Source organism: Streptomyces sp. NPDC086777 (assembly GCF_040702065.1).
GTDB lineage: Bacteria > Actinomycetota > Actinomycetes > Streptomycetales > Streptomycetaceae > Streptomyces.
In genome coordinates this window covers 36,007-56,093 of sequence record NZ_JBFBJI010000048.1, presented here as the reverse complement: position 1 = coordinate 56,093, position 20,087 = coordinate 36,007, and the positions used below count along the sequence as shown (strand labels likewise).

General features: G+C 71.6%; 17 protein-coding genes, 1 pseudogene and 1 riboswitch. Of the genes and pseudogenes, 16 read left to right on the top strand and 2 right to left on the bottom strand.

The window, feature by feature from the left end:
- Positions 1-2: 2 nt before the first annotated feature.
- Complete coding sequence (locus tag AB0472_RS40325; RefSeq protein WP_366364338.1) at positions 3-716, bottom strand: hypothetical protein; 714 nt, start codon at positions 714-716, stop codon at positions 3-5.
- A gap of 167 nt (positions 717-883) precedes the next feature.
- Here AB0472_RS40325 and AB0472_RS40320 point away from each other — a divergent pair, with 167 nt between their 5' ends.
- The 8 genes and pseudogenes from AB0472_RS40320 to AB0472_RS40285 form a co-directional block, all read left to right on the top strand.
- A complete protein-coding gene (locus AB0472_RS40320) occupies positions 884-3,142 on the top strand; it encodes an N-6 DNA methylase (RefSeq protein ID WP_366364337.1) in 2,259 nt (752 codons plus the stop codon).
- A 209-nt stretch (positions 3,143-3,351) separates the two neighbouring features.
- On the top strand, positions 3,352-3,963 hold the full coding sequence (locus tag AB0472_RS40315) for a hypothetical protein (protein WP_366364336.1): 612 nt from the start codon (positions 3,352-3,354) through the stop codon (positions 3,961-3,963).
- A 38-nt stretch (positions 3,964-4,001) separates the two neighbouring features.
- Positions 4,002-5,489 carry a protein kinase gene (locus AB0472_RS40310; protein WP_366364344.1) on the top strand — a complete coding sequence of 496 codons (1,488 nt, stop codon included), beginning with the start codon at positions 4,002-4,004 and terminating at the stop codon, positions 5,487-5,489.
- Positions 5,490-5,590: 101 nt separating this feature from the next.
- Positions 5,591-6,415, top strand: coding sequence for a glycoside hydrolase domain-containing protein (locus tag AB0472_RS40305; protein ID WP_366364335.1), 825 nt, complete (start codon positions 5,591-5,593; stop codon positions 6,413-6,415).
- A gap of 170 nt (positions 6,416-6,585) precedes the next feature.
- Entirely contained in the window at positions 6,586-7,233 is a 648-nt protein-coding gene (locus tag AB0472_RS40300; protein ID WP_366364334.1) for a SurA N-terminal domain-containing protein, read from the top strand.
- 179 nt (positions 7,234-7,412) lie between these two features.
- On the top strand, positions 7,413-8,420 hold the full coding sequence (locus tag AB0472_RS40295; RefSeq protein ID WP_366364333.1) for a nucleoside triphosphate pyrophosphohydrolase: 1,008 nt from the start codon (positions 7,413-7,415) through the stop codon (positions 8,418-8,420).
- Positions 8,417-9,667 (top strand): cytochrome P450, encoded by a 1,251-nt coding sequence (locus AB0472_RS40290; RefSeq protein ID WP_366364332.1) that lies wholly within the window; start codon positions 8,417-8,419, stop codon positions 9,665-9,667. The genes AB0472_RS40295 and AB0472_RS40290 overlap by 4 nt, the downstream gene beginning before the upstream one ends.
- Positions 9,668-9,800: 133 nt before the next feature.
- Positions 9,801-10,109: pseudogene (locus AB0472_RS40285) on the top strand (DUF4158 domain-containing protein); the annotation flags it as partial.
- Between the two features lie 53 nt (positions 10,110-10,162).
- On the opposite strand, the gene AB0472_RS40280 reads toward AB0472_RS40285, so the two are convergent.
- Positions 10,163-10,858: an SDR family NAD(P)-dependent oxidoreductase gene (locus AB0472_RS40280; RefSeq protein ID WP_366364331.1), complete on the bottom strand. Its 696-nt coding sequence runs from the start codon at positions 10,856-10,858 to the stop codon at positions 10,163-10,165.
- Positions 10,859-10,964: 106 nt separating this feature from the next.
- Between AB0472_RS40280 and AB0472_RS40275 the strand changes: the two genes are divergently transcribed.
- From AB0472_RS40275 to AB0472_RS40240, 8 genes are all read left to right on the top strand, one after another.
- Entirely contained in the window at positions 10,965-11,843 is an 879-nt protein-coding gene (locus AB0472_RS40275; RefSeq protein ID WP_366364330.1) for a helix-turn-helix transcriptional regulator, read from the top strand.
- A 334-nt stretch (positions 11,844-12,177) separates the two neighbouring features.
- The gene (locus AB0472_RS40270) at positions 12,178-13,185 is read left to right on the top strand and encodes a transglycosylase family protein (RefSeq protein WP_366364329.1); all 1,008 of its coding nucleotides are present in this window, start codon (positions 12,178-12,180) and stop codon (positions 13,183-13,185) included.
- A gap of 194 nt (positions 13,186-13,379) precedes the next feature.
- A riboswitch (cyclic di-AMP (ydaO/yuaA leader) is annotated at positions 13,380-13,554 on the top strand.
- A gap of 4 nt (positions 13,555-13,558) precedes the next feature.
- Positions 13,559-14,248: a transglycosylase family protein gene (locus tag AB0472_RS40265; RefSeq protein WP_366364328.1), complete on the top strand. Its 690-nt coding sequence runs from the start codon at positions 13,559-13,561 to the stop codon at positions 14,246-14,248.
- Between the two features lie 402 nt (positions 14,249-14,650).
- Positions 14,651-15,937, top strand: coding sequence for a phosphopyruvate hydratase (gene eno / locus AB0472_RS40260; RefSeq protein WP_366364327.1), 1,287 nt, complete (start codon positions 14,651-14,653; stop codon positions 15,935-15,937).
- Positions 15,938-16,045: 108 nt separating this feature from the next.
- On the top strand, positions 16,046-16,522 hold the full coding sequence (locus tag AB0472_RS40255) for a septum formation initiator family protein (protein ID WP_366364326.1): 477 nt from the start codon (positions 16,046-16,048) through the stop codon (positions 16,520-16,522).
- Between the two features lie 29 nt (positions 16,523-16,551).
- Complete coding sequence (locus AB0472_RS40250; RefSeq protein WP_366364325.1) at positions 16,552-17,076, top strand: DUF501 domain-containing protein; 525 nt, start codon at positions 16,552-16,554, stop codon at positions 17,074-17,076.
- Positions 17,077-17,303: 227 nt separating this feature from the next.
- The gene (locus tag AB0472_RS40245) at positions 17,304-18,245 is read left to right on the top strand and encodes a Ppx/GppA phosphatase family protein (protein WP_366364324.1); all 942 of its coding nucleotides are present in this window, start codon (positions 17,304-17,306) and stop codon (positions 18,243-18,245) included.
- Between the two features lie 441 nt (positions 18,246-18,686).
- Positions 18,687-20,066: an NAD(P)/FAD-dependent oxidoreductase gene (locus tag AB0472_RS40240; RefSeq protein WP_366364323.1), complete on the top strand. Its 1,380-nt coding sequence runs from the start codon at positions 18,687-18,689 to the stop codon at positions 20,064-20,066.
- The last annotated feature ends 21 nt before the right edge of the window (positions 20,067-20,087 follow it).

Genomic DNA, 20,087 nt, shown 5'->3' with positions numbered 1-20,087 from the left:
GGCTACTTCTTCAGCGCCGACAGGATCGTCGTCGTCACCTTCCTCGCGGACGCGGCCCCGTCGTCGCCGCCGGCCGTGGACAGCACGGTGACCACGGAACCGCCGGAACGCGCCGCTATCAACGTGGTGCCGTTCTCCCAGTAGCCGCTCGTCAGCGTCATCGTGAAGGCCTCGTCGCCGAGTCCGGCCGTGTCGCTGCCGGTGAGCTTCACCTTGGCGTGCGCGTCGGTGTCCGTGTACGTGGCGCACTCGGCGGCGACGGTCCGCAGCGCCTTCATCACCGCGGCCGCCGTGGTGCCCTGGAAGGCGTCGATCTCCTGGTCCACTTCCTCGGTCTTGCTCGCGTAGCCGTTCTGCGCGAACGACACCCCGCCCTTGTAGCCGGACACCTGGATCCAGGACGTGGTCTCCAGCCTCGTGCAGTCCGGCTTCCCCGCCTTCCGCCCGGCCGGGGAGAGGAACTGGCCGCCGCTGTCCGCGGAGCCGTCGGACTCGAGGGCGAGGCCGGACGGGAAGGCCGATGCGGGCGCCAGCGCCTTCTTCAGCCGGGTGCCCGTGAACAGGCCGGAGTTGGGGTCCTTCGCCTTGGCGGGCTCGGCGCTCGTGCCGGTACCGGAGTCGGTGCCGGCACCGGTGGATCCGGCGGAGCAGGCGGTCAGGGCCAGCGGGAGGGCCGCGGCGGCCATCAGCAGCACGGCACGGGACTGGAGGCGCATCGGGAGTCCTTCGGGGAGTTGTAGAAGCGGTGGGTCAATAACAGCAGAGGCTGTGAACCGAGTCAACATGAAACAACCGAGGCGATGTGTACACGTGCGTGAAGCGGGGGATCTTGTGCGCGTCGGTATGCTCGGTGCACACATGGGACGAGGGGAGCGGAAGCCGCGTGCAGGACAACACCACTGAGGTGACCGCGGCCGGCATCGCACGGCTCGCCGGCGTGGGCCGCGCCGCCGTCAGCAACTGGCGCCGCCGGCACGCCGACTTCCCCAAGCCGGTCGGCGGCACCGAGACCAGCCCGTCCTTCGCGCTCGCCGAGGTCGAGTCCTGGCTGCGCAGGCAGGGCAAACTCGCCCAGGTCCCGCTGCGCGAGCGGGTCTGGCAGCAACTCGTCGGGCACCCCGACGGCGCGCTGACGGCGCTGGTGCACGCGGGCTGCGTGCTGCTGCTGATCCACGAGCGCCCCACCGTCTGGCTGCACGCGAGCGCCGGCTCGGACGAGCGGCTGGCCGCGATGCTGCCTGCGGCACTGGACCAGGTGTTGACCGCGCGTCTCCGCGGGGCGCCCGAGCGCACGGTTCACAGCGGCCCGGACGTGGACGCCGCCGAAGCTGTGAACAGGCCGGGCGCCGCAGCGGGTGTGAACCGATCCGGTGGTGCGGGAGGTGTGAACACCTCACACCCCACCGCTTCCGCCGCCGCCTCCTTCTCCCCCTCCGCTCCCTCCGCTCCCTCCGCTCCCTCCGCTCCCTCCGCTCCCTCTGCTCCCTCTGCTCCCTCCGCCGCCTCCGCCCCCTCCTCCGCCGTCGCCACCCCCACCGGCCCCCAGCTCCTCCCCTCCGTCCCCCTCCTGCGCGGCGCGGCCGAACTGGCCGCCGAGGCCGGGGCCCGGCAGGCCTTCGAGTTCCTGCTGGGGCGGCACCTGGACGCCAACCCGCGCCAGTACACGCTCACCCCGTCCGAACTCGCCGGTCTCATGGCCGACCTGGCCGGTCCCGCCCGCACCGTGCTGGACCCGGCCTGCGGAACCGGCGCCCTGCTGCGGGCCGTCGGCGTCCGCCCCGACCAGGAGCTGTACGCCCAGGACAGCGCCCCCGATCTCGCCGCGCTCACCGCGCTGCGGCTCGCGCTGCACTCCCGGGCCGGCGTGCACGGCGCCGCCGGCGACACCCTGCGCGCCGACGCCTTCCCGGAGCTGCGCGCGGACGCGGTGCTGTGCCATCCGCCGTTCAACGAGCGCAACTGGGGCCACGACGAGCTGGCGTACGACGCGCGCTGGGAGTACGGCTTCCCCGCGCGCACCGAGTCCGAACTGGCCTGGGTGCAGCACGCCCTGGCCCGGCTCGCCGACGGCGGCACCGCGGTCCTGCTGATGCCGCCGGCCGTCGCGTCCCGCCGTTCCGGACGCCGGATCCGCGCCGACCTGCTGCGCCGGGGCGCGCTGCGGGCGCTCGTCGCGCTGCCGGCCGGGGCGGCGCCGCCGCACAGCATCCCGCTGCACCTGTGGGTGCTGCGCCGGCCGGACCGGACGCCGGCCACGCCCGAGGTGCTGCTCGTGGACACCGGGAGGTTCGCCGGGGACGGGCGGGGCGGCCCCGACCTGGCGGCGGTACGGGACGCCGTCCTGGACGCCTGGCGTGCCTTCGAGCGCGACGGCGGGCCGGTGGCACGGCCGGGGCTGGCCCGATCGGTGCCGGTCATCGAACTCCTCGACGACGACGTGGACCTCGCGCCCGCCCGCCACCTGCCCCCGGCCGCCGCGGCCGACGGCGCCGAGGAGCTCACGGAGGTCCGCGAACGGCTCGGCGCGACCCTGCGCCTGACCGTCGACCTCACCCCGCCCCCGGCCGACCAGGCGCCGCCCGCGCGGTGGCCGCTCACCACCGTCGGCGAACTCGCCCGCGGCGGCGCGCTGCTGCTGCGCACCGGAGGCAACGGCGGCCACGCGCGCGTGCCCGTGCTCACCGACCACGACGTCCTTGCCGCGACGGCTCCCTCCGGCACGCTTCCCGAGAGCGACGAGGAGGCCGTGCTGACCGAGCCGGGCGACGTCGTCGTACCGGTCCTCGGCGGCGGCTCGGTGGCACGCGTGATCGACGACGCGACGGCGGGCGCCGCCCTGGGGCGCAACCTGGTGCTGCTGCGCCCCGACCGCACGGCCCTCGACCCGTGGTTCCTCGCCGGCTTCCTGCGCGGCACCGCCAACAACCGGCAGGCCAGCAGCTACGCCTCCACGGCGACCCGGCTGGACGTGCGCCGGCTGCAGCTGCCCCGGCTGCCCCTGGAGGAACAGCGGCGCTACGGCGCGCGGTTCCGCGCCCTCGACGAGTTCGAGCGGGCGCTGCGCCACGCGAGCCGGCTCGGGGAGCACCTCGTACGCGGGATGTACGACGGCCTCACCGACGGCACCGTCGCGCCCGGCTGACCTCCGGCCGGGATCGGCACGGACCGGCAGGGAATTGCCGGGATCGCCCCGCAGTCGGTCCGACAACGGTTCGGTACAACCCGAACCGGTTGTCCGTGCCGGGCCATATGCTCGATCCGACCATCGCACGACCGGTGTCGTCCGCGGGCGGATCGGCACGGGACGGGCACGTACGCCCTTTTCCAGGTACCAGGCACACAGGAGCGACCATGCAAGGCCAGGGCCATGCGCAGCCGGTGCGGCGGCCGCCGCACAACGCGGTACTGGCCCTGCTGCGTGTGGTGTTCGTGGCGCTCGGGGTGTTCAGCGTCGGCTTCCTGGCGTGGGCGATGCTGCTGCGGCTGGCCGTCGTGACCCGCAGGCCGGTCGACGTCGGCCTCCTGGTGACGGCGGTGGCGGCCGACGTCCTCAGCATCGTGCTGCTGGGCAGCGAACCCGGCGACGACGTGCACACCCCCGGCGGCTACCTGGGCATCGCGCTGCTGTTCGGCACGCTCCTGGGCGCCGTCGTCTACTACCTGGCGGCCGACGTACGCCACTTCCAGCGGCAGCGCGAGGCCTACGCGGCGCAGCAGTTCGCCTACCCGACCCCGGCCTCGCCGTACAGCACGGGGACGATGCCCCCGCACACCCCGGTCCCGCCCGCGCACTCCGTCCCCCCGCTGCCCCGGCCGCCGCTCGCGCAGCCGCCGATACCCGCGCCGCCCCAGCGCCCGGCACCCGCCCGGATCGAGCAGGTGCGCGCCGAGCTCGACGAGCTCAGTGACTATCTGCGCAAGCACGACGGGCACCGCGAGGGCGGCCACGAGGGCGGACGGTGACCGTGGCCGCAGGACGTGTCGTCGCCGGCCGCTACGAGCTGTCCACGCTCATCGGGCAGGGCGGCATGGGCCAGGTGTGGACGGCGTACGACCAGCGGCTCGACCGGCGGGTGGCGGTGAAGCTGCTGCGCCCCGACAAGGTGGCGGGCGCGGAGGCGGAGGAGCTGCGCCGCCGGTTCCTGCGGGAGTGCCGGGTCACCGCGCAGGTCGACCATCCCGGCCTGGTCACCGTGCACGACGCGGGCAGCGAGGGCGAGGAGCTCTTCCTCGTCATGCAGTACGTGGACGGTGCCGACCTCTCCGACCACCTGGCCGAGCACGACCCGTACCCGTGGCAGTGGGCGGTGGCGGTGGCCGCGCAGCTGTGCGCCGTGCTGAGCGCCGTGCACGCGGTGCCGATCGTCCACCGCGACCTCAAGCCGCGCAACGTGATGGTGAAGCAGGACGGCACCGTCACCGTCCTCGACCTGGGCGTCGCCTCCGTCATGGACACCGACACCACCCGTCTCACCCACACCGGCTCCCCGATCGGCTCGCCCGCCTACATGGCGCCCGAGCAGGCGATGGGCGGCGCGGTCGGCCCGTACACGGACCTCTACGCGCTCGGCGTGCTGCTGCACGAACTGCTCAGCGGAGAGGTCCCGTTCGCGGGATCCACGGCGCTCGGCGTGCTGCACCGGCACCTGTACGAGCCGCCGGCGCCGGTACGCCGGATCCGCCCCGAGGTCCCCGAGCCGCTGGAGAGCCTCGTGCTGCGCCTGCTCGCCAAGGACCCGCAGCACCGCCCGGCGTCCGCGCAGGAGGTCTACGAGGACCTGGCGACGCTCCTGCCCGCGCGCGGGACACCGTCCGGGTCGCCCCTGGACCCCACGCGCCCCTTCCTGCGCCCGCACGCCCCCTGGCCCGACCGGGCGCGGACCCCCGCACCCCAGCCCGCCGCCCCGGCCGCCGCCGTACCCGACAGGCCGGACGTCGCCGCCGCCGTCGACGAGGTCAAGCGGCTGCTCGGGGAGGGGCGCATCACCCAGGCCGTCGACATCCTGGGCGCGATCCTGCCTGCCGCCGCCGACCAGCACGGTGAGCGCTCCACGGTCGTCCGCACCCTGCGCAAGCAGTACGCGGCCACGCTGATGGACGACGGGCAGTACCGGCGGGCGCTGCCCGAACTGCGCCGGCTCGCCGACGAACGTGCCGCCGAGGCGGGCCAGGCCGACCCGCAGGCCCTGCGCTTCCGCTACGAGACCGCCCAGTGCCTGGAACAGCTCGGCGAACCGGCGGCGGCGCTCGCGGAGTACCGCGCGCTGCTGCCGTACTACGAGAACCAGTACGTGGCCGGCGACCCGCAGCTCGCGCACGAGGTGCGCCGCCGGATCGGGCATCTGCTGCTCGCCCTCGGCGACCGGCCGGCCGCCCACGACACGCTCACCCGGCTGCTGTTCGACGTGGAACGGCTGCACGGCCCCGGCCACCCGCTGGCAGGCGAGGTGCGGCGGACGCTCCACTGGCTGGGGCAGATGCGCGGCTAGCTCCCGCACAGTGCATACTGCACGTGCTTTTCGCACAACCTGTCGCACAGCGACGGCACAGGCAAAGACACGGGTAAAGACAACAGGGGTGGGGTTCCGGCATGTCCAGCCATCGGCAGTCGAGGAAGCGCAGATACATCACCTGGGGCGTGGCGGGTGCCGCGGTCGTCGCCGGGGCCGGGATCGCCGCGCAGACCTCCATGGCGGCCACCACCTGGCCCGCCCAGAAGACCTTCACCGGCCGCGCGTTCGACACCTGCGCCGCGCCCTCCGCCACCGTGATGAAGGCCTGGAACACCGGCTTCTACGGCGCCGCCGCCGTCTACATCGGCGGCAAGAACCGCGGCTGCGCCCAGCCCAACCTCACCGCCTCCTGGGTCAAGTCCGTCTCCGCGGTCGGGTGGAAGCTCATCCCGCTCTACGTCGGCTCCCAGCCGTCCTGCGGATCTGGCGGCTCCGTGAAGATCAGCGCGTCCACCGCGGCCTCCGTCGGCAAGTCCGAGGCCGACGACGCCGTGGCCAAGGCCGCCGCGCTCGGCATGAAGGCCGGCAGCCCGATCTACCTCGACATGGAGGCGTACGACACGACGAACACGTCGTGCAACAACGCCGTGCTGACCTATGTCCGCGCCTTCGACAAGGAACTGCGCGCGAAGACCTACCGCGCCGGCTACTACGGCTTCACCAGCTCCAGCGCCAAGGCGATCGCGAACGCCACCGACAAGACCGACCTGCCGGGCAACCTCTGGTACGCGCTGTGGGACAAGCAGAACACCACGACCACGGACTGGCCGTTCGGCGCCTCCCAGTACACCGGGCACAGCCGGGCCCACCAGTACATGGTGAACAGCAAGGAGACGCGCGGCGGTTACACGATCACAGTGGACCGTGACGCGTGGGACGCCCCGGTGGCGATCACCGGCTGAGCGGGATTCGTACGGGATCAGTACCGCAAACCCTTCCGGAGGGTGGTGCGGCGGTGCCGGAAGCGCGTGTGAATCGTTGGTCGAATGGGTTGGCCAGAGCTTGCCCACTGCCTACCATCGATCACCGCAAGACTTTGTGCACCGTCGCACAATCTCCTCGGGAGGCACCCTTGCACCGCCGCCGTCGCACCGCGCTCCTCCTCTCCGCCGCGATCGCCGCCGCGGCCCCCTTCCTGACCGCCTGCGGAAGCGACGCGCACCCGGGCGCGGCGGCCGTCGTGGGCGGCCAGCGGATCACCGTCTCGCAGCTGGAGAACCGGGTGAACGAGGTGCGCCGGGCGCAGCGCGCCGCGGTGCCCGACGAGACGCAGTACCAGCAGGTCCTCTCCTCCACCAGCAGCCTCACCCGGGACACCCTGTACAACATGGTCCTCGACAAGGTGCTGCACCGGGCCGCCCGGACCGCGGGCGTCAGCGTCACCCGCGCGGAGGTCGAGCAGATGCGCTCCGGGCTCGAACAGCAGGCCGGCGGTTCGGCGGCGCTGCAGACGGCCTGGCTGCAGAAGTACGGCATCGCCCCCCAGCGGCTGGACGACAACCTCCGTTTCCAGGTGGAGGCCAAGAAGCTCGCCGAGGTGCTCGGCACCGACACCTCGCAGCCCGCCTTCTGGAAGGCCCTGGCCAACGCGTCCAAGGAACTCCACGTCGACCTCAACCCGCGCTACGGCGCCTGGGACGTCCAGAAGAGCAGCCGGGTGGACGCCAAGACCCCGTGGGTACGGGAGGTCACCTCGGGCGGGACGCAGGTGTCGGCGTAGGAAGGGCCACCGGGGAGGTCACCTCCGCAGCGAGCACCTCCGTCGCGATCACGTGCGGTCACTGCGGCGACCGCGGTCACTGCGGTGACCGCGGCGGCTGCAGTCATACGATCACTTGATCGCCTCCGCCCTGTGGACGAACCGCGAGGTGAGCGGCGGCGGTGCGTTACGTTCGGAGCGTGAACACCACCAGGCCCGAACCCACCACCCCGGACCCCTCTCCCGCGGCCGCCGACGCCGGCCGGGTCGTCCTGCTCACCACCAGCCACCGGGTCGCCCCCGGCCTGCTGTCCTGGCCCGCCTGGCAGGCACTGCGCGCGGCGGACCGCGTGCTGTGCGCGGACGGCGCGCATCCGCAGCTGCCGTACCTGCGGGAGGCAGGCACCGCCGTGGACGAGGCCGCCCCCACCGCGGAGGAGCTGGTCCACGCCTGCGCCGGCGGCCGGACGGTGGTGGTCGTGGCGACGGGCGAGGGCGAGCCGGCCCTCACCGACGGCCTGGCCCGGCTGGCCGGCTCCGGCCGGGTGCGGATGCCCGAGCTGGAGCTCCTGCCCGCCTCCTACGACCTGCCCGGCGCCCGTCTCCTCGACCTCGTCCAGGTCATGGACCGGATCCGCGCGGAGTGCCCCTGGTCGTCCCGGCAGACCCACCGCGGCCTCGCGAAGTACGGCATCGAGGAGGCGTACGAACTCGTCGAGGCGATCGAGGCGGGCGACCGCGACGAACTGCGCGAGGAGCTGGGCGACGTGCTCCTCCAGGTCGTCTTCCACGCGCGGATCGCGGAGGAGGACCCGGACGCCCCCTTCTCCGTCGACGACGTCGCGGGAGGCATCGTCGCCAAGCTCATCCACCGCCACCCGCACGTCTTCGGCGACGAGACCGCGTCGACGCCTGAGGAGGTCAAGGAGCACTGGCTGCGCACCAAGGCGGTGGAGAAGCGGCGCGAGTCGGTGACGGACGGGATACCCCTCGCACAGCCGGGCCTCGCACTGGCGGCGAAGCTGGCCTCCCGGGTCCGCACGGCCGGCCTCGACGTACCGCTGCCGCAGGCGCCGGGCATCGGCTACGAACTCCTCGCACTGGCGGCCCGCGCCGAGGCCGACGGCGTCGATCCGGAGGCGGCCCTGCGGGCGGCGGCCCGGGCCTACCGGGACGCGGTGCGGGCGGCGGAGGGAGTGGCGAAGTGACCGCCGCACCCGACCTGTTCACCTGGGAGTTCGCCGCCGACCCCTACCCCGCCTACGCCTGGCTGCGGGAGCACGAGCCGGTGCGGCGGACCCGGCTGCCCAGCGGGGTGGAGGCCTGGCTGGTCACCCGGTACGCCGACGCGAAGCAGGCCCTCGCCGACCCCCGGCTGTCCAAGAACCCCGCGCACCACGACGAGCCCGCGCACGCCAAGGGGAAGACCGGTATCCCCGGGGAGCGCAAGGCCGAGCTGATGACGCATCTGCTGAACATCGACCCGCCGGACCACACCCGGCTGCGGCGGCTGGTGAGCAAGGCGTTCACCCCGCGCCGGGTGGCCGAGTTCGCACCGCGGGTGCGGGAGCTGACCGACCGGCTCATCGACGGGTTCGCGGAGCGGGGCGAGGCCGACCTCATCCACGAGTTCGCCTTCCCGCTCCCCATCTACGCCATCTGCGACCTGCTCGGCGTACCGCCGGAGGACCAGGACGACTTCCGGGACTGGGCCGGGATGATGATCCGGCACGGGGGCGGTCCACGGGGCGGGGTCGCGCGGTCCGTGAAGAAGATGCGCGGGTATCTGGCCGAGCTGATCCACCGGAAGCGGGAGGCGCTGCCCGCAGAGGCAGGCCCCGGCGAGGACCTCATCTCGGGGCTCATCCGGGCCTCGGACCACGGTGAGCACCTCACCGAGAACGAGGCCGCGGCCATGGCCTTCATCCTGTTGTTCGCCGGCTTCGAGACCACCGTCAACCTGATCGGCAACGGCATGTACGCGCTGCTCACCCACCCCGGGCAGCGGACCCGGCTGCAGGAGTCCCTGGCCGCCGGCGAGCGCGGGCTGCTGGAGACCGGTGTCGAGGAACTGCTCCGCTACGACGGGCCGGTGGAGCTGGCCACCTGGCGGTTCGCCACCGAGCCGGTCGCGATCGGCGGGCAGCACATCGCGCCCGGCGACCCGGTCCTGGTCGTCCTGGCCGCGGCGGACCGGGACCCGGAGCGGTTCGCGGAGCCGGACACCCTGGACCTCGCCCGGCGGGACAACCAGCACCTCGGATACGGCCACGGCATCCACTACTGCCTCGGCGCACCGCTCGCCCGCCTGGAGGGCCAGACCGCGCTCGCCGGCCTCCTCACGCGCCTTCCGGACCTGCGACTCGGCGTCGACGAGGGGGAGTTGCGGTGGCGCGGCGGACTCATCATGCGCGGACTGCGCACCCTCCCGGTGGAGTTCACGCCCACCCGTTGAAGCCCCTCTCCGGCCGGTGCCGGGTGTGAGTAGTTGAGGTACAGGAAGTTCCTCGATCGCTGTCGAGGTATGGCTACCGTCCGCCGCATGCCGTCAAGCGGCTGCGGCTGCCCGGGGTCGATACCGCTTACAGATAAAGGCCGAGGCGTACGGGACGTTCACCGAGGTGCCCACCCGCCCGGAACTGGAGCGGTTCTTCTTTCTCGACGATGACGACCGTGACCTGATCGTCCTGCGTCGTACGGACGCACATCGCCTGGGCATGGCCCTGCAGATCTGCACGGTCCGCCACATCGGCCGGTTCCTGGGTGAGGACCCACTCGCGGTGCCGTGGGAGGCCGTGGAGTGCCTGGCCGGGCAGCTCGGCATCGCCGACGCCTCGTGCGTGAAGCGGTACCCGGAGCGCCGATCGACGGTGTACGAGCACGCGGCGGAGATCCAGAAGCGGTTCAAGTGCCGGAACTTTCCAGGGCCGGTGACCCGGCACCGCCGGTGTCAGGACCAGGCGATCTCGCCATGGCGGTCGATGAAGCGTCCGGTGCCGGCACCTGGCCCCTCGGTGGCGAGGGCGACGATCGCGTCCGTGCCCTCGGTGACGGTCTGGGAGCCGCTGTGACCGTTTATGTCGGTCGCGGTGTAGCCGGGGTCGGCGGCGTTGACGCGAATGTCCTTGAGCGCTTTGGCGTACTGCGTGGTCAACATCGTCAGCGCCGCCTTCGAGGAGGCGTACAGCGGCACGGCGACCTGCGACTCGGACCGGCCGGGGTCGTGGGTGAAGGCGAGGGAGCCCATGCCGCTGCTGACGTTGATGATCACGGGGTCGTCCGAACGGCGCAGCAGCGGCAGGAACGCGGTGGTGGTGCGGACCACGCCGATGACGTTGACGTCGAGGACGGCGCGGGCGTCGGCGGCGGTGAGGTCGCCGGGATCACCGAAGGGACCCTGGACCCCCGCGTTGTTGATCAGGACGTCGATCCTGCCCTCGTGCTCGGCGACGTCCGCGGCGGCGGCCACGGACGCGTCGTCGGTCACGTCGACGGGGACGAAGCGTGCGCCCAGCGCGGCGGCTGCCTCCTCACCCCGCTCACGGTCGCGGGCTCCCAGGAGAACGGTGTGCCCGCACGCGATGAGGCGGCGGGCGGTCTCGCGGCCGATGCCCTTGTTGGCTCCGGTGATGAAAGTGATCGTCATGCCTTCGATGGTTGCCTGGACGAGGGAGCTGGACCAGGGACGATTCGACGGTGGGAAGACCAGTACCACCTTCGCGCCCCCCGCATGTGATCGGGGACGCGGGAGGATGAAGAGCATGACGACGACACCCCCTGGGGCCGGACTGGGCGCGGCGATCCGCACATGGCGGAACCGGCTGCCCCCGTCGGCCGCCGGGCTGCCGGTCGTCCGCAAGCGCCGGGCTGTCGGGCTGCGGCGCGAGGAACTGGCCGACCTGGCCGGAGTGTCGGTCGACTACGTCGTGCGCCTGGAGCAGGGGCGGGCCACGACACCCTCGGCGTCGGTGGTGTCGTCCCTGGCACGCGCCCTCCAGCTGTCCACCGCCGAGCGGGACCACCTCTACCGCCTGGCCCGGATCGTGCCGCCGGCGGACGGCACGATCTGCGACCATCTCCCGCCCGGTATGCAACGAGTGCTCGTCCGCCTCGGAGACGTGCCGGTTGCCGTGTTCGCGGCGGACTGGCAACTGGTGTGGTGGAACCACGGGTGGGCCGCCCTGCTGGGCGACCCCTTGGCCTCGCCGCCGCGGATGCGCAACTTCGCCCGCGACAGGTTCCCGGTGGGCGCCGATCACACCCCCCTCGCGCTGTGGCCGGTCACCGATACGGACCCCGACACCGCCGACGCCGCCCTCGTCTCCGACCTGCGCCGCGCCACCGGCCGCTTCCCCCGGGACAGTCGCCTGGCCGCGCTGGTCCGCGACCTGAACGCAGGCAACGAGAGGTTCGCCGAGCTGTGGGCGACGGGAGAGGTGACCGCGAACCGCGAGGTCCGCAAGACGGTCGACCACCCGTCGGTGGGCCCGGTCACGGTGGACTGCGATGTCCTGACCGACGGCGACACCGAGCTCAAGATCGTCATCATGACCGCCGCGCCGGGCAGCGAGGACGAGACCAAACTTCAGCTCACCACCGTCGTCGGCCCACCGGCCGGCACGCGCAACTGACCCGCCCCGCGCGTCGGCCGACCGGCGGCCCACGGTCCCTTCGGCCCCTGGCCCGAACCCGAAGAGGACGAGACCGCTGCCGTATGCAGCACACCCGGGCCTCATCAGGAGTGCGGAACCGCAGCAAGATCAATCTCGCCGGGATGTCCCGTACCTCAACTACTCACACCCGGGTACGGACAGAAGATGACCAGCGTTCAACTCTGTGATCTTCACGTGATCTGCGCGGCACTAACTTGTGACAAGTGATCGTCTGCCGATACGTTCACCGTCAGTGCGGCGCCCTTGCGGGACCCGCCGCGCCGGTCACCGCTGTCGCTCGAAAGGTTTCCGCATGCTCTCCGGGAACGGTCGTCACCGTCGCCCCCGCCAGGCTCCGGCGCTCCTCGTCGCGGCCGGCGTGACCGGCTCCGCCATCGCACTGCCGCTCCTCGGCGCGGTGAACGCCAGCGCGGCCGACGGTTCCACCTGGGACCAGGTGGCCGAGTGCGAGAGCGGTGGCTCCTGGAGCGCCGACAACGGCACGGGCTACTACGGCGGCCTCCAGATGTCCCTGGACGACTGGAGCAAGTACGGGGGCCTGGAGTACGCCGGCACTCCGGACCAGGCGAGCCGTTCGCAGCAGATCGCGGTCGCCGAGAAGATACTCGCCGACCAGGGCACCAAGGCCTGGCGGACCTGTGCGCTGCTGGCCGGCCTCTCGTCCGACGACGCGTCGGTGAACGTCGACACGGGATTCGGCGACTCGGGCGATTCATCCGGTTCCTCCGGCTCATCCGGCTCGTCGGACTCGTCCACCGGGCTGTCCGACTCATCCACTTCCTCCGGTTCCGACTCCTCTTCGGGGGCCACGGACTCCGGGAGCGACTCCGCCACCCCCTCCGCGAGCGCGAGCACCGGCAGTGACTCCAAGGCCGACGCATCCGGCAAGTCGAACAAGACGGGCAAGTCGGAATCCTCCGGCTCCGATTCCGGCTCCGGCGCCTCGAAGGCGAGCGAGAGTCCCGTCATCTCCGGGTCCGACAAGTCGGACAGTTCGTGGCGGACCGGCGGTTCCTGGAGCCTGGTCGACACGGGCGCCGTGAGCGGCGGCGGCAAGCACCGCGGCGACTCGGCGGACGAAAGTGTGACAAACGGTCAGAGTGACACCTCCTCCGGCCGGCATGCCTCCGGTGGCGGCGACACCTACACCGTCCACGACGGCGACACCCTCGCCTCCATCGCCGACTCCCTTGGTCTCGACGGCGGATGGCGCGCGCTCTATGCCGCGAACAAGGCCGACATCGGCTCCGACCCGAACGCCATCGCCCCCGGTCAGACCCTGAAACTCGGTACCGAATAGGGCGAAAGGCGGCGGGAGTTGGCGCCCCGCTTCGGGCTGAATGTCCGTTCTGGTGAAAGTGTGGGATGAGTCTCAGAAGCCCTGATCATCTTTGAAATTCACCTGATCGCCTGTTTACGGTCGAGGCCGCTCGTCACCACGAGCCCCGGCCGTCGCAACGCCGAGTCCTGCCAGCGGCCACCCGGGAACAGTCGTCGCGTCATGCGCCGTAGGCAGGAGCGGGGGACCCAAGGTAAGTGCCGGGACCGGTGGTTGAGGCCGCCGATCCGGCTCGGGGTGAAGCCGCGCACCGACACACGGGTGTGCGGCCGGGCAACTCAACCGGCCCGAACCCGACAGCTCACCTCGCAGGCGTCGGTGAGGGGATCGATCCATGCTGTTCTCCGGCAAGGGCAAGCACCGTCGTCCGTCCAAGGCCGTCCGCGCCATCGCTGTCGCCGGTGTCACCGGCGTCGCCGTCGCGGCCCCGCTGATGGCGGCCGGCAGCGCCTCCGCCGCCACCGCCTCCGAGTGGGACGCCGTCGCCCAGTGCGAGTCCGGCGGCAACTGGGCCATCAACACCGGCAACGGCTACTACGGCGGTCTGCAGTTCTCCGCCTCGACCTGGGCCGCGTACGGCGGCACGCAGTACGCCGCGCAGGCCAACCAGGCCACCAAGGCGCAGCAGATCGAGATCGCCGAGAAGGTCCTCGGCGCCCAGGGCAAGGGTGCCTGGCCGGTCTGCGGCACGGGCCTGTCCGGCGCCACCTACACCGGCAGCGGCTCCAGCAGCTCCTCCAGCTCCAGCTCGTCGGGCAGCAGCACCAGCACCCGCTCGACCGACACCCAGGCCGCCTCCCGCTCCGCCGAGCGCCCGGCCGCCAAGAAGACCGTCACCACCCCGGCCGGCAAGAAGGTCAAGAAGGGCGACGGCGAGTACAAGGTCGTCAAGGGCGACACCCTCAGCTCGATCGCCGAGAAGCACAAGGTCAAGGGCGGCTGGCAGGCGCTGTTCAAGCTGAACAAGGACATCGTCGAGGACGCCGACTTCATCTACCCGGGCCAGCAGCTGCACCTGAAGTAGGACACCTGACGCAGCCCGCGGAGCGGCCACCGAAAGTGCTGGGCGATGCCCAGCCGAACCACAGCTCCCCCATAGCCGTGGTCCCCATAGTGGAGACCACGTGAGGGTCACCCCCGTCCCCCACGGACCCCCGTCCCGGTGCGTTTTCCCCCGAACGCACCGGGGCGGGGTTTCTCTTTGCCGCCGGGCCGCCGTCCCCTTCTTGGCCCGCTCTTCTCCCGTTCTTCATCGGGACCCCCTTTGTTCCGCACGTGAACAATGAGTACCGTCTGTATGTCCACGGGCCGGTCGGTCGTGCCGGCCGACGGCCCCGGGACGGTTAGGCTCTAGTCGCAAGGCTGAGCAAGGGCCGACGAGGCCCGCGTGCGCCCCGCACAACCAGCGTCACATCCCAAGAAGGAGATGCTCGTGCCGTCCATCGACGTCGTCGTAGCCCGGGAAATCCTGGACTCCCGAGGCAACCCCACGGTCGAGGTCGAGGTCGGCCTCGACGACGGCAGCACGGGTCGTGCCGCCGTTCCGTCCGGCGCCTCCACCGGTGCCTTCGAGGCCATCGAGCTCCGTGACGGCGACCCCAACCGCTACCAGGGCAAGGGTGTCGAGAAGGCCGTCCTCGCCGTCATCGAGCAGATCGGCCCGGAGCTCGTCGGCTACGACGCCACCGAGCAGCGCCTGATCGACCAGGCCATGTTCGACCTGGACGCCACCGACAACAAGGGCTCGCTCGGCGCCAACGCCATCCTCGGCGTCTCCCTCGCCGTGGCGCACGCCGCCTCCGAGGCGTCCGACCTGCCGCTGTTCCGCTACCTCGGCGGCCCGAACGCGCACCTGCTGCCCGTCCCGATGATGAACATCCTCAACGGCGGCTCGCACGCGGACTCCAACGTCGACATCCAGGAGTTCATGATCGCCCCGATCGGCGCGGAGTCCTTCTCCGAGGCGCTGCGCTGGGGTGCCGAGGTCTACCACACCCTGAAGAAGGTCCTGAAGGGCAAGGGCCTGTCCACCGGCCTCGGCGACGAGGGCGGCTTCGCCCCGAACCTGGAGTCGAACCGCGCCGCGCTCGACCTCATCCTGGAGGCCATCAAGCAGGCCGGCTACGTCCCCGGCGAGCAGATCGCGCTCGCGCTCGACGTCGCCGCGTCCGAGTTCTACCAGGACGGCAAGTACGAGTTCGAGGGCAAGTCCCGCTCGGCCGCCGAGATGACCGAGTACTACGAGGAGCTCGTCGCCTCCTACCCGCTGGTCTCCATCGAGGACCCGCTGTTCGAGGACGACTGGGCGGGCTGGAAGGTCCTCACCGACAAGCTCGGCGACAAGGTGCAGATCGTCGGCGACGACCTGTTCGTCACCAACCCGGAGCGCCTGGCCCGCGGCATCGAGGAGGGCACCGCCAACGCCCTGCTGGTGAAGGTGAACCAGATCGGATCGCTGACCGAGACCCTGGACGCCGTCGAGCTGGCCCAGCGCAACGGCTTCAAGTGCATGATGTCGCACCGCTCCGGTGAGACCGAGGACGTCACCATCGCCGACCTCGCCGTCGCCACCAACTGCGGCCAGATCAAGACCGGCGCCCCGGCCCGCTCCGAGCGCGTCGCCAAGTACAACCAGCTGCTGCGCATCGAGGAGATCCTCGACGACGCGGCGGTGTACGCGGGCCGCAGCGCCTTCCCGCGCTTCAAAGGCTGAGCCCGCTAGAGGGTAAGGCTTAGCCAGTCGTACGTACGTCCCCGTACCCGGTCCCGTACCGTGTCCGGGGACGTACGCACGTATCAGGGCGACCAGGGAGGCGGGGACATGGCCGTGAAGGACCGGGACCGGTTCTCCACCGCGACCAGGCTCAAGCTGCTCGGCGAGCAGACGGCGGCCCGGGTCTACCGCTCCCAGACCAGGCGCCAGGCCCGCCGCTCCCGGCTCACCGGCCGCGCCGCGCTGCTCGCGATCGTGCTGTGCACGATGGTCGTCGCACTCGCCTATCCGATGCGGCAGTACGTCTCCCAGCGCGCCGAGATCTCCGACCTCGAACGGCAGCAGCAGCAGGCCCGGCAGCGGGTCGAGCAGCTGCGGGACCTCAAGGCGCGGTGGCAGGACGACGCGTACGCCGAGCAGCGGATCCGTGAGCGGCTGCATTACGTGATGCCGGGGGAGACCGGGTTCGTCGTGATCGACCCCGGTGCCGCCAAGCAGGCGCACGCCTACCTCGGGGCGGCCGACCGGCCCTGGTACGCGAACGTCTGGGACGGCGTCGACAAGTCCGACGCGTCCGACCAGTGAACCGACAGAAAGCCACGCAGAACACAGTCATGCAAACGCCTCCGCCCTCCACTCCGCGCACCGAGCCGACCGACGCCGACGTCGAGGCCTTCAAGCAGCAGCTCGGGCGGCCGCCGCGCGGGCTGCGGGCGATCGCGCACCGGTGTCCGTGCGGACAGCCGGACGTCGTGGAGACCGCGCCGCGGCTGCCGGACGGGACGCCGTTCCCGACGCTGTACTACCTGACGTGCCCGAAGGCCGCGTCCGCGATCGGGACCCTCGAGGCCAACGGCGTCATGAAGGAGATGACGGCGCGGCTGGAGAGCGACCCGGAGCTGGCGGCGGCGTACCGGGCCGCGCACGAGGACTACATCCGGCGCCGGGACGAGATCGAGGAGCTGACGGGCTTTCCGAGCGCCGGCGGGATGCCGGACCGGGTGAAGTGCCTGCACGTGCTCGTGGCGCACTCCCTGGCCGCCGGCCCCGGCGTGAACCCGCTCGGCGACGAGGCGATCGCCATGCTGCCGGAGTGGTGGGCCAAGGGGGCATGTGTGGTGCCCCCGGCCGGGCACTGATCGCCGGACAGGTCGCCGTCCGCGCTGCGCCCCCGGACCCCGAATCCCTCGCCCACCCACCACCCCACTCGGTCGATCGAATGGCTGCCGCCCCGACTCGGTGCGTCGAGCACGTGCCGCCCGGAGCCGGTCGATCGAGCGGCTGCCGCCCCGACTCGGTCGCCTGAACGGCTGCCGGCCCGGCTCGATCCGACGACACGTCACGAACAGACAAGGAACCCACCGCCATGACCCGCGTCGCCGCCATCGATTGCGGAACCAACTCCATCCGGCTGCTCGTCGCCGACGCGAACCCGGAGACCGGGGAGCTCGTCGATCTGGACCGGCGGATGGTGATCGTGCGGCTGGGGCAGGGGGTGGACCGGACCGGGCGGCTGGCGCCGGAGGCGCTGCAGCGGACGTTCGCGGCCTGCCGGGAGTACGCGGCGGTCATCAAGGAGTACGGGGCGGAGCGGCTGCGGTTCGTGGCCACCTCCGCCTCCCGTGACGCCGAGAACCGGGACGAGTTCGTGCGGGGCGTGCTGGACATCCTCGGCGTCGAGCCGGAGGTCATCAGCGGTGACCAGGAGGCCGAGTTCTCCTTCACGGGGGCGACGCGGGAGCTGGCGGGGCGCGACGACCTCGCGAGGCCCTTCCTCGTCGTGGACATCGGCGGCGGGTCGACGGAGTTCGTCGTGGGCGACGCGCACGTGCGGGCCGCGCGGTCCGTGGACGTCGGGTGCGTGCGGATGACCGAGCGGCACCTCGTGCACGAGGGGCACGTCAGCGACCCGCCCACCGAGGCCGAGACCGCCTCGATGTGGGCCGACATCGAGCGCGCCCTCGACCTCGCCGAGGAGACCGTCCCGCTGCGTGAGGCGCGCACCCTGGTCGGTCTCGCGGGGTCCGTCACCACGCTCTCCGCCATCCACCAGAACCTGCCGGAGTACGACTCCGCCGCCATCCACCACTCCCGCATCCCCTACGCCCGGGTCCGGGAGATCACGGAGTGGCTGCTGCGCTCGACCCACGCGGAGCGGGCGGCCGTGCCCTCCATGCACCCCGGCCGTGTCGACGTCATCGGGGCCGGCGCCCTCGTCCTCCAGTCGATCATGGAACGGGTGGGTGCCGAGGAGGTCGTGGTGAGCGAGCACGACATTCTGGACGGCATTGCCTGGTCGGTCGCCTGACCCGCAGATCGGTGTGATCCATCCTCGGATGAGCATGCGAATCGACGGGTGAGCACCCCGAACGGCCTGTGACACGCCGTGCCACCACGCCCCGGTGGAAAACTTCGTGAAGTTCTTCACAAGGAATTCGGTGCAGGTGAGGGGTCCGATGGGGGATCTTGGGCCGTTCGAGGGCTCAACAGGCCCGAGCGCGTGCTCAGGAGAGCGTTCCGGGGGTGTTCCGGGAGGTGTTCCCGAGGGTGGCATCGGGCGCCCGCAGGGTGCCCCCGGAAGCCCGGAGGGGCAGCTCACACGGCATTGACAACGGGTCGTATCGGAAGTGGGTTCCCACTGTCGACCATGACCTGTGTCACGTGGGCGGCGGAGTGTAGCACGACCCCTGTGGAAGCTTGTGAAGGGGCGCACGAGCGGCCCCCCTGGGGCGGGTGGATACTCGATGCCATGAGCACCACGGAGCGTCCCAGGATCCTCGTAGTAGGCGGTGGGTACGTAGGCCTGTACGCAGCTCGGCGCATCCTCAAGAAGATGCGCTACGGCGAGGCGACCGTCACGGTCGTCGACCCCCGGTCGTACATGACCTACCAGCCCTTCCTCCCCGAAGCCGCCGCCGGCAGCATCTCCCCTCGGCATGTCGTCGTCCCGCTGCGACGCGTGCTGCCGAAGGCGGAGGTCCTCACCGGCCGGGTCACCACCATCGACCAGGACCGCAAGGTCGCCACGATCGCGCCGCTCGTCGGCGAGGCGTACGAGCTGCCTTTCGACTACCTCGTCATCGCGCTCGGCGCGGTCTCCCGCACCTTCCCGATCCCCGGCCTCGCCGAGCAGGGCATCGGCATGAAGGGCATCGAGGAGTCCATCGGCCTGCGCAACCACGTGCTGGAGCAGCTGGACAAGGCCGACTCCACGACCGACGAGGAGATCCGCCGCAAGGCGCTCACCTTCGTCTTCATCGGCGGTGGCTTCGCGGGTGCGGAGACCATCGGTGAGGTCGAGGACATGGCCCGCGACGCCGCCAAGTACTACAAGAACGTGTCCCGTGAGGACATGCGCTTCATCCTCGTCGACGCCGCCGACAAGATCCTTCCCGAGGTCGGCCCCAAGCTCGGCCTGTACGGCAAGGAGCACCTGGAGAGCCGCGGTGTGGAGATCTACCTCTCCACCTCGATGGACTCCTGCGTCGACGGCCACGTGGTGCTGAAGAACGGCCTTGAGGTCGACTCCAACACGATCGTCTGGACGGCCGGCGTCAAGCCGAACCCGGCGCTCGCCCGCTTCGGTCTGCCGCTCGGTCCGCGCGGCCACGTCGACACCGCGCCGACCCTGCAGGTGCAGGGCACGGACTACATCTGGGCCGCGGGCGACAACGCCCAGGTGCCGGACGTCGCCGCCCGCAAGGCCGGCGTCGAGAACGCCTGGTGCCCGCCGAACGCGCAGCACGCGCTGCGCCAGGCCAAGGTCCTCGGCGACAACGTGGTCTCCGGCATGCGGGGCTTCCCGCAGAAGGAGTACAGCCACGCCAACAAGGGCGCGGTCGCCGGTCTGGGTCTGCACAAGGGCGTCGCGATGATCGTCCTGGGCAAGACGAAGATCAAGGTCAAGGGCCGTCTCGCCTGGTACATGCACCGCGGCTACCACGGTCTGGCCATGCCGACCTGGAACCGCAAGATCCGCATCTTCGCCGACTGGACGCTCGGCATGTTCCTCAAGCGCGAGGTGGTGTCCCTCGGTGCCATGGAGAACCCCCGCGAGGAGTTCTACGAGGCCGCCAAGCCGGCTCCGGTCGCCGCCCCGAAGACCGAGGAGAAGGCCAAGGCCTCCTGACCCCGGTCACCGGTAGCTGAA

Excerpts from the sequence above, each read along its gene's own strand:
- AB0472_RS40265 (WP_366364328.1), top strand. The coding sequence starts at position 13,559 with ATGCTGTTCTCCGGCAAGGGCAAGCACCGTCGTCCGTCCAAGGCCGTC.
- AB0472_RS40255 (WP_366364326.1), top strand. The coding sequence starts at position 16,046 with ATGGCCGTGAAGGACCGGGACCGGTTCTCCACCGCGACCAGGCTCAAG.
- AB0472_RS40325 (WP_366364338.1), bottom strand. The coding sequence starts at position 716 with ATGCGCCTCCAGTCCCGTGCCGTGCTGCTGATGGCCGCCGCGGCCCTC.
- AB0472_RS40275 (WP_366364330.1), top strand. The coding sequence starts at position 10,965 with ATGAAGAGCATGACGACGACACCCCCTGGGGCCGGACTGGGCGCGGCG.
- AB0472_RS40250 (WP_366364325.1), top strand. The coding sequence starts at position 16,552 with ATGCAAACGCCTCCGCCCTCCACTCCGCGCACCGAGCCGACCGACGCC.
- AB0472_RS40240 (WP_366364323.1), top strand. The coding sequence starts at position 18,687 with ATGAGCACCACGGAGCGTCCCAGGATCCTCGTAGTAGGCGGTGGGTAC.
- AB0472_RS40305 (WP_366364335.1), top strand. The coding sequence starts at position 5,591 with ATGTCCAGCCATCGGCAGTCGAGGAAGCGCAGATACATCACCTGGGGC.
- AB0472_RS40270 (WP_366364329.1), top strand. The coding sequence starts at position 12,178 with ATGCTCTCCGGGAACGGTCGTCACCGTCGCCCCCGCCAGGCTCCGGCG.
- AB0472_RS40280 (WP_366364331.1), bottom strand. The coding sequence starts at position 10,858 with ATGACGATCACTTTCATCACCGGAGCCAACAAGGGCATCGGCCGCGAG.
- eno (WP_366364327.1), top strand. The coding sequence starts at position 14,651 with ATGCTCGTGCCGTCCATCGACGTCGTCGTAGCCCGGGAAATCCTGGAC.
- AB0472_RS40315 (WP_366364336.1), top strand. The coding sequence starts at position 3,352 with ATGCAAGGCCAGGGCCATGCGCAGCCGGTGCGGCGGCCGCCGCACAAC.
- AB0472_RS40245 (WP_366364324.1), top strand. The coding sequence starts at position 17,304 with ATGACCCGCGTCGCCGCCATCGATTGCGGAACCAACTCCATCCGGCTG.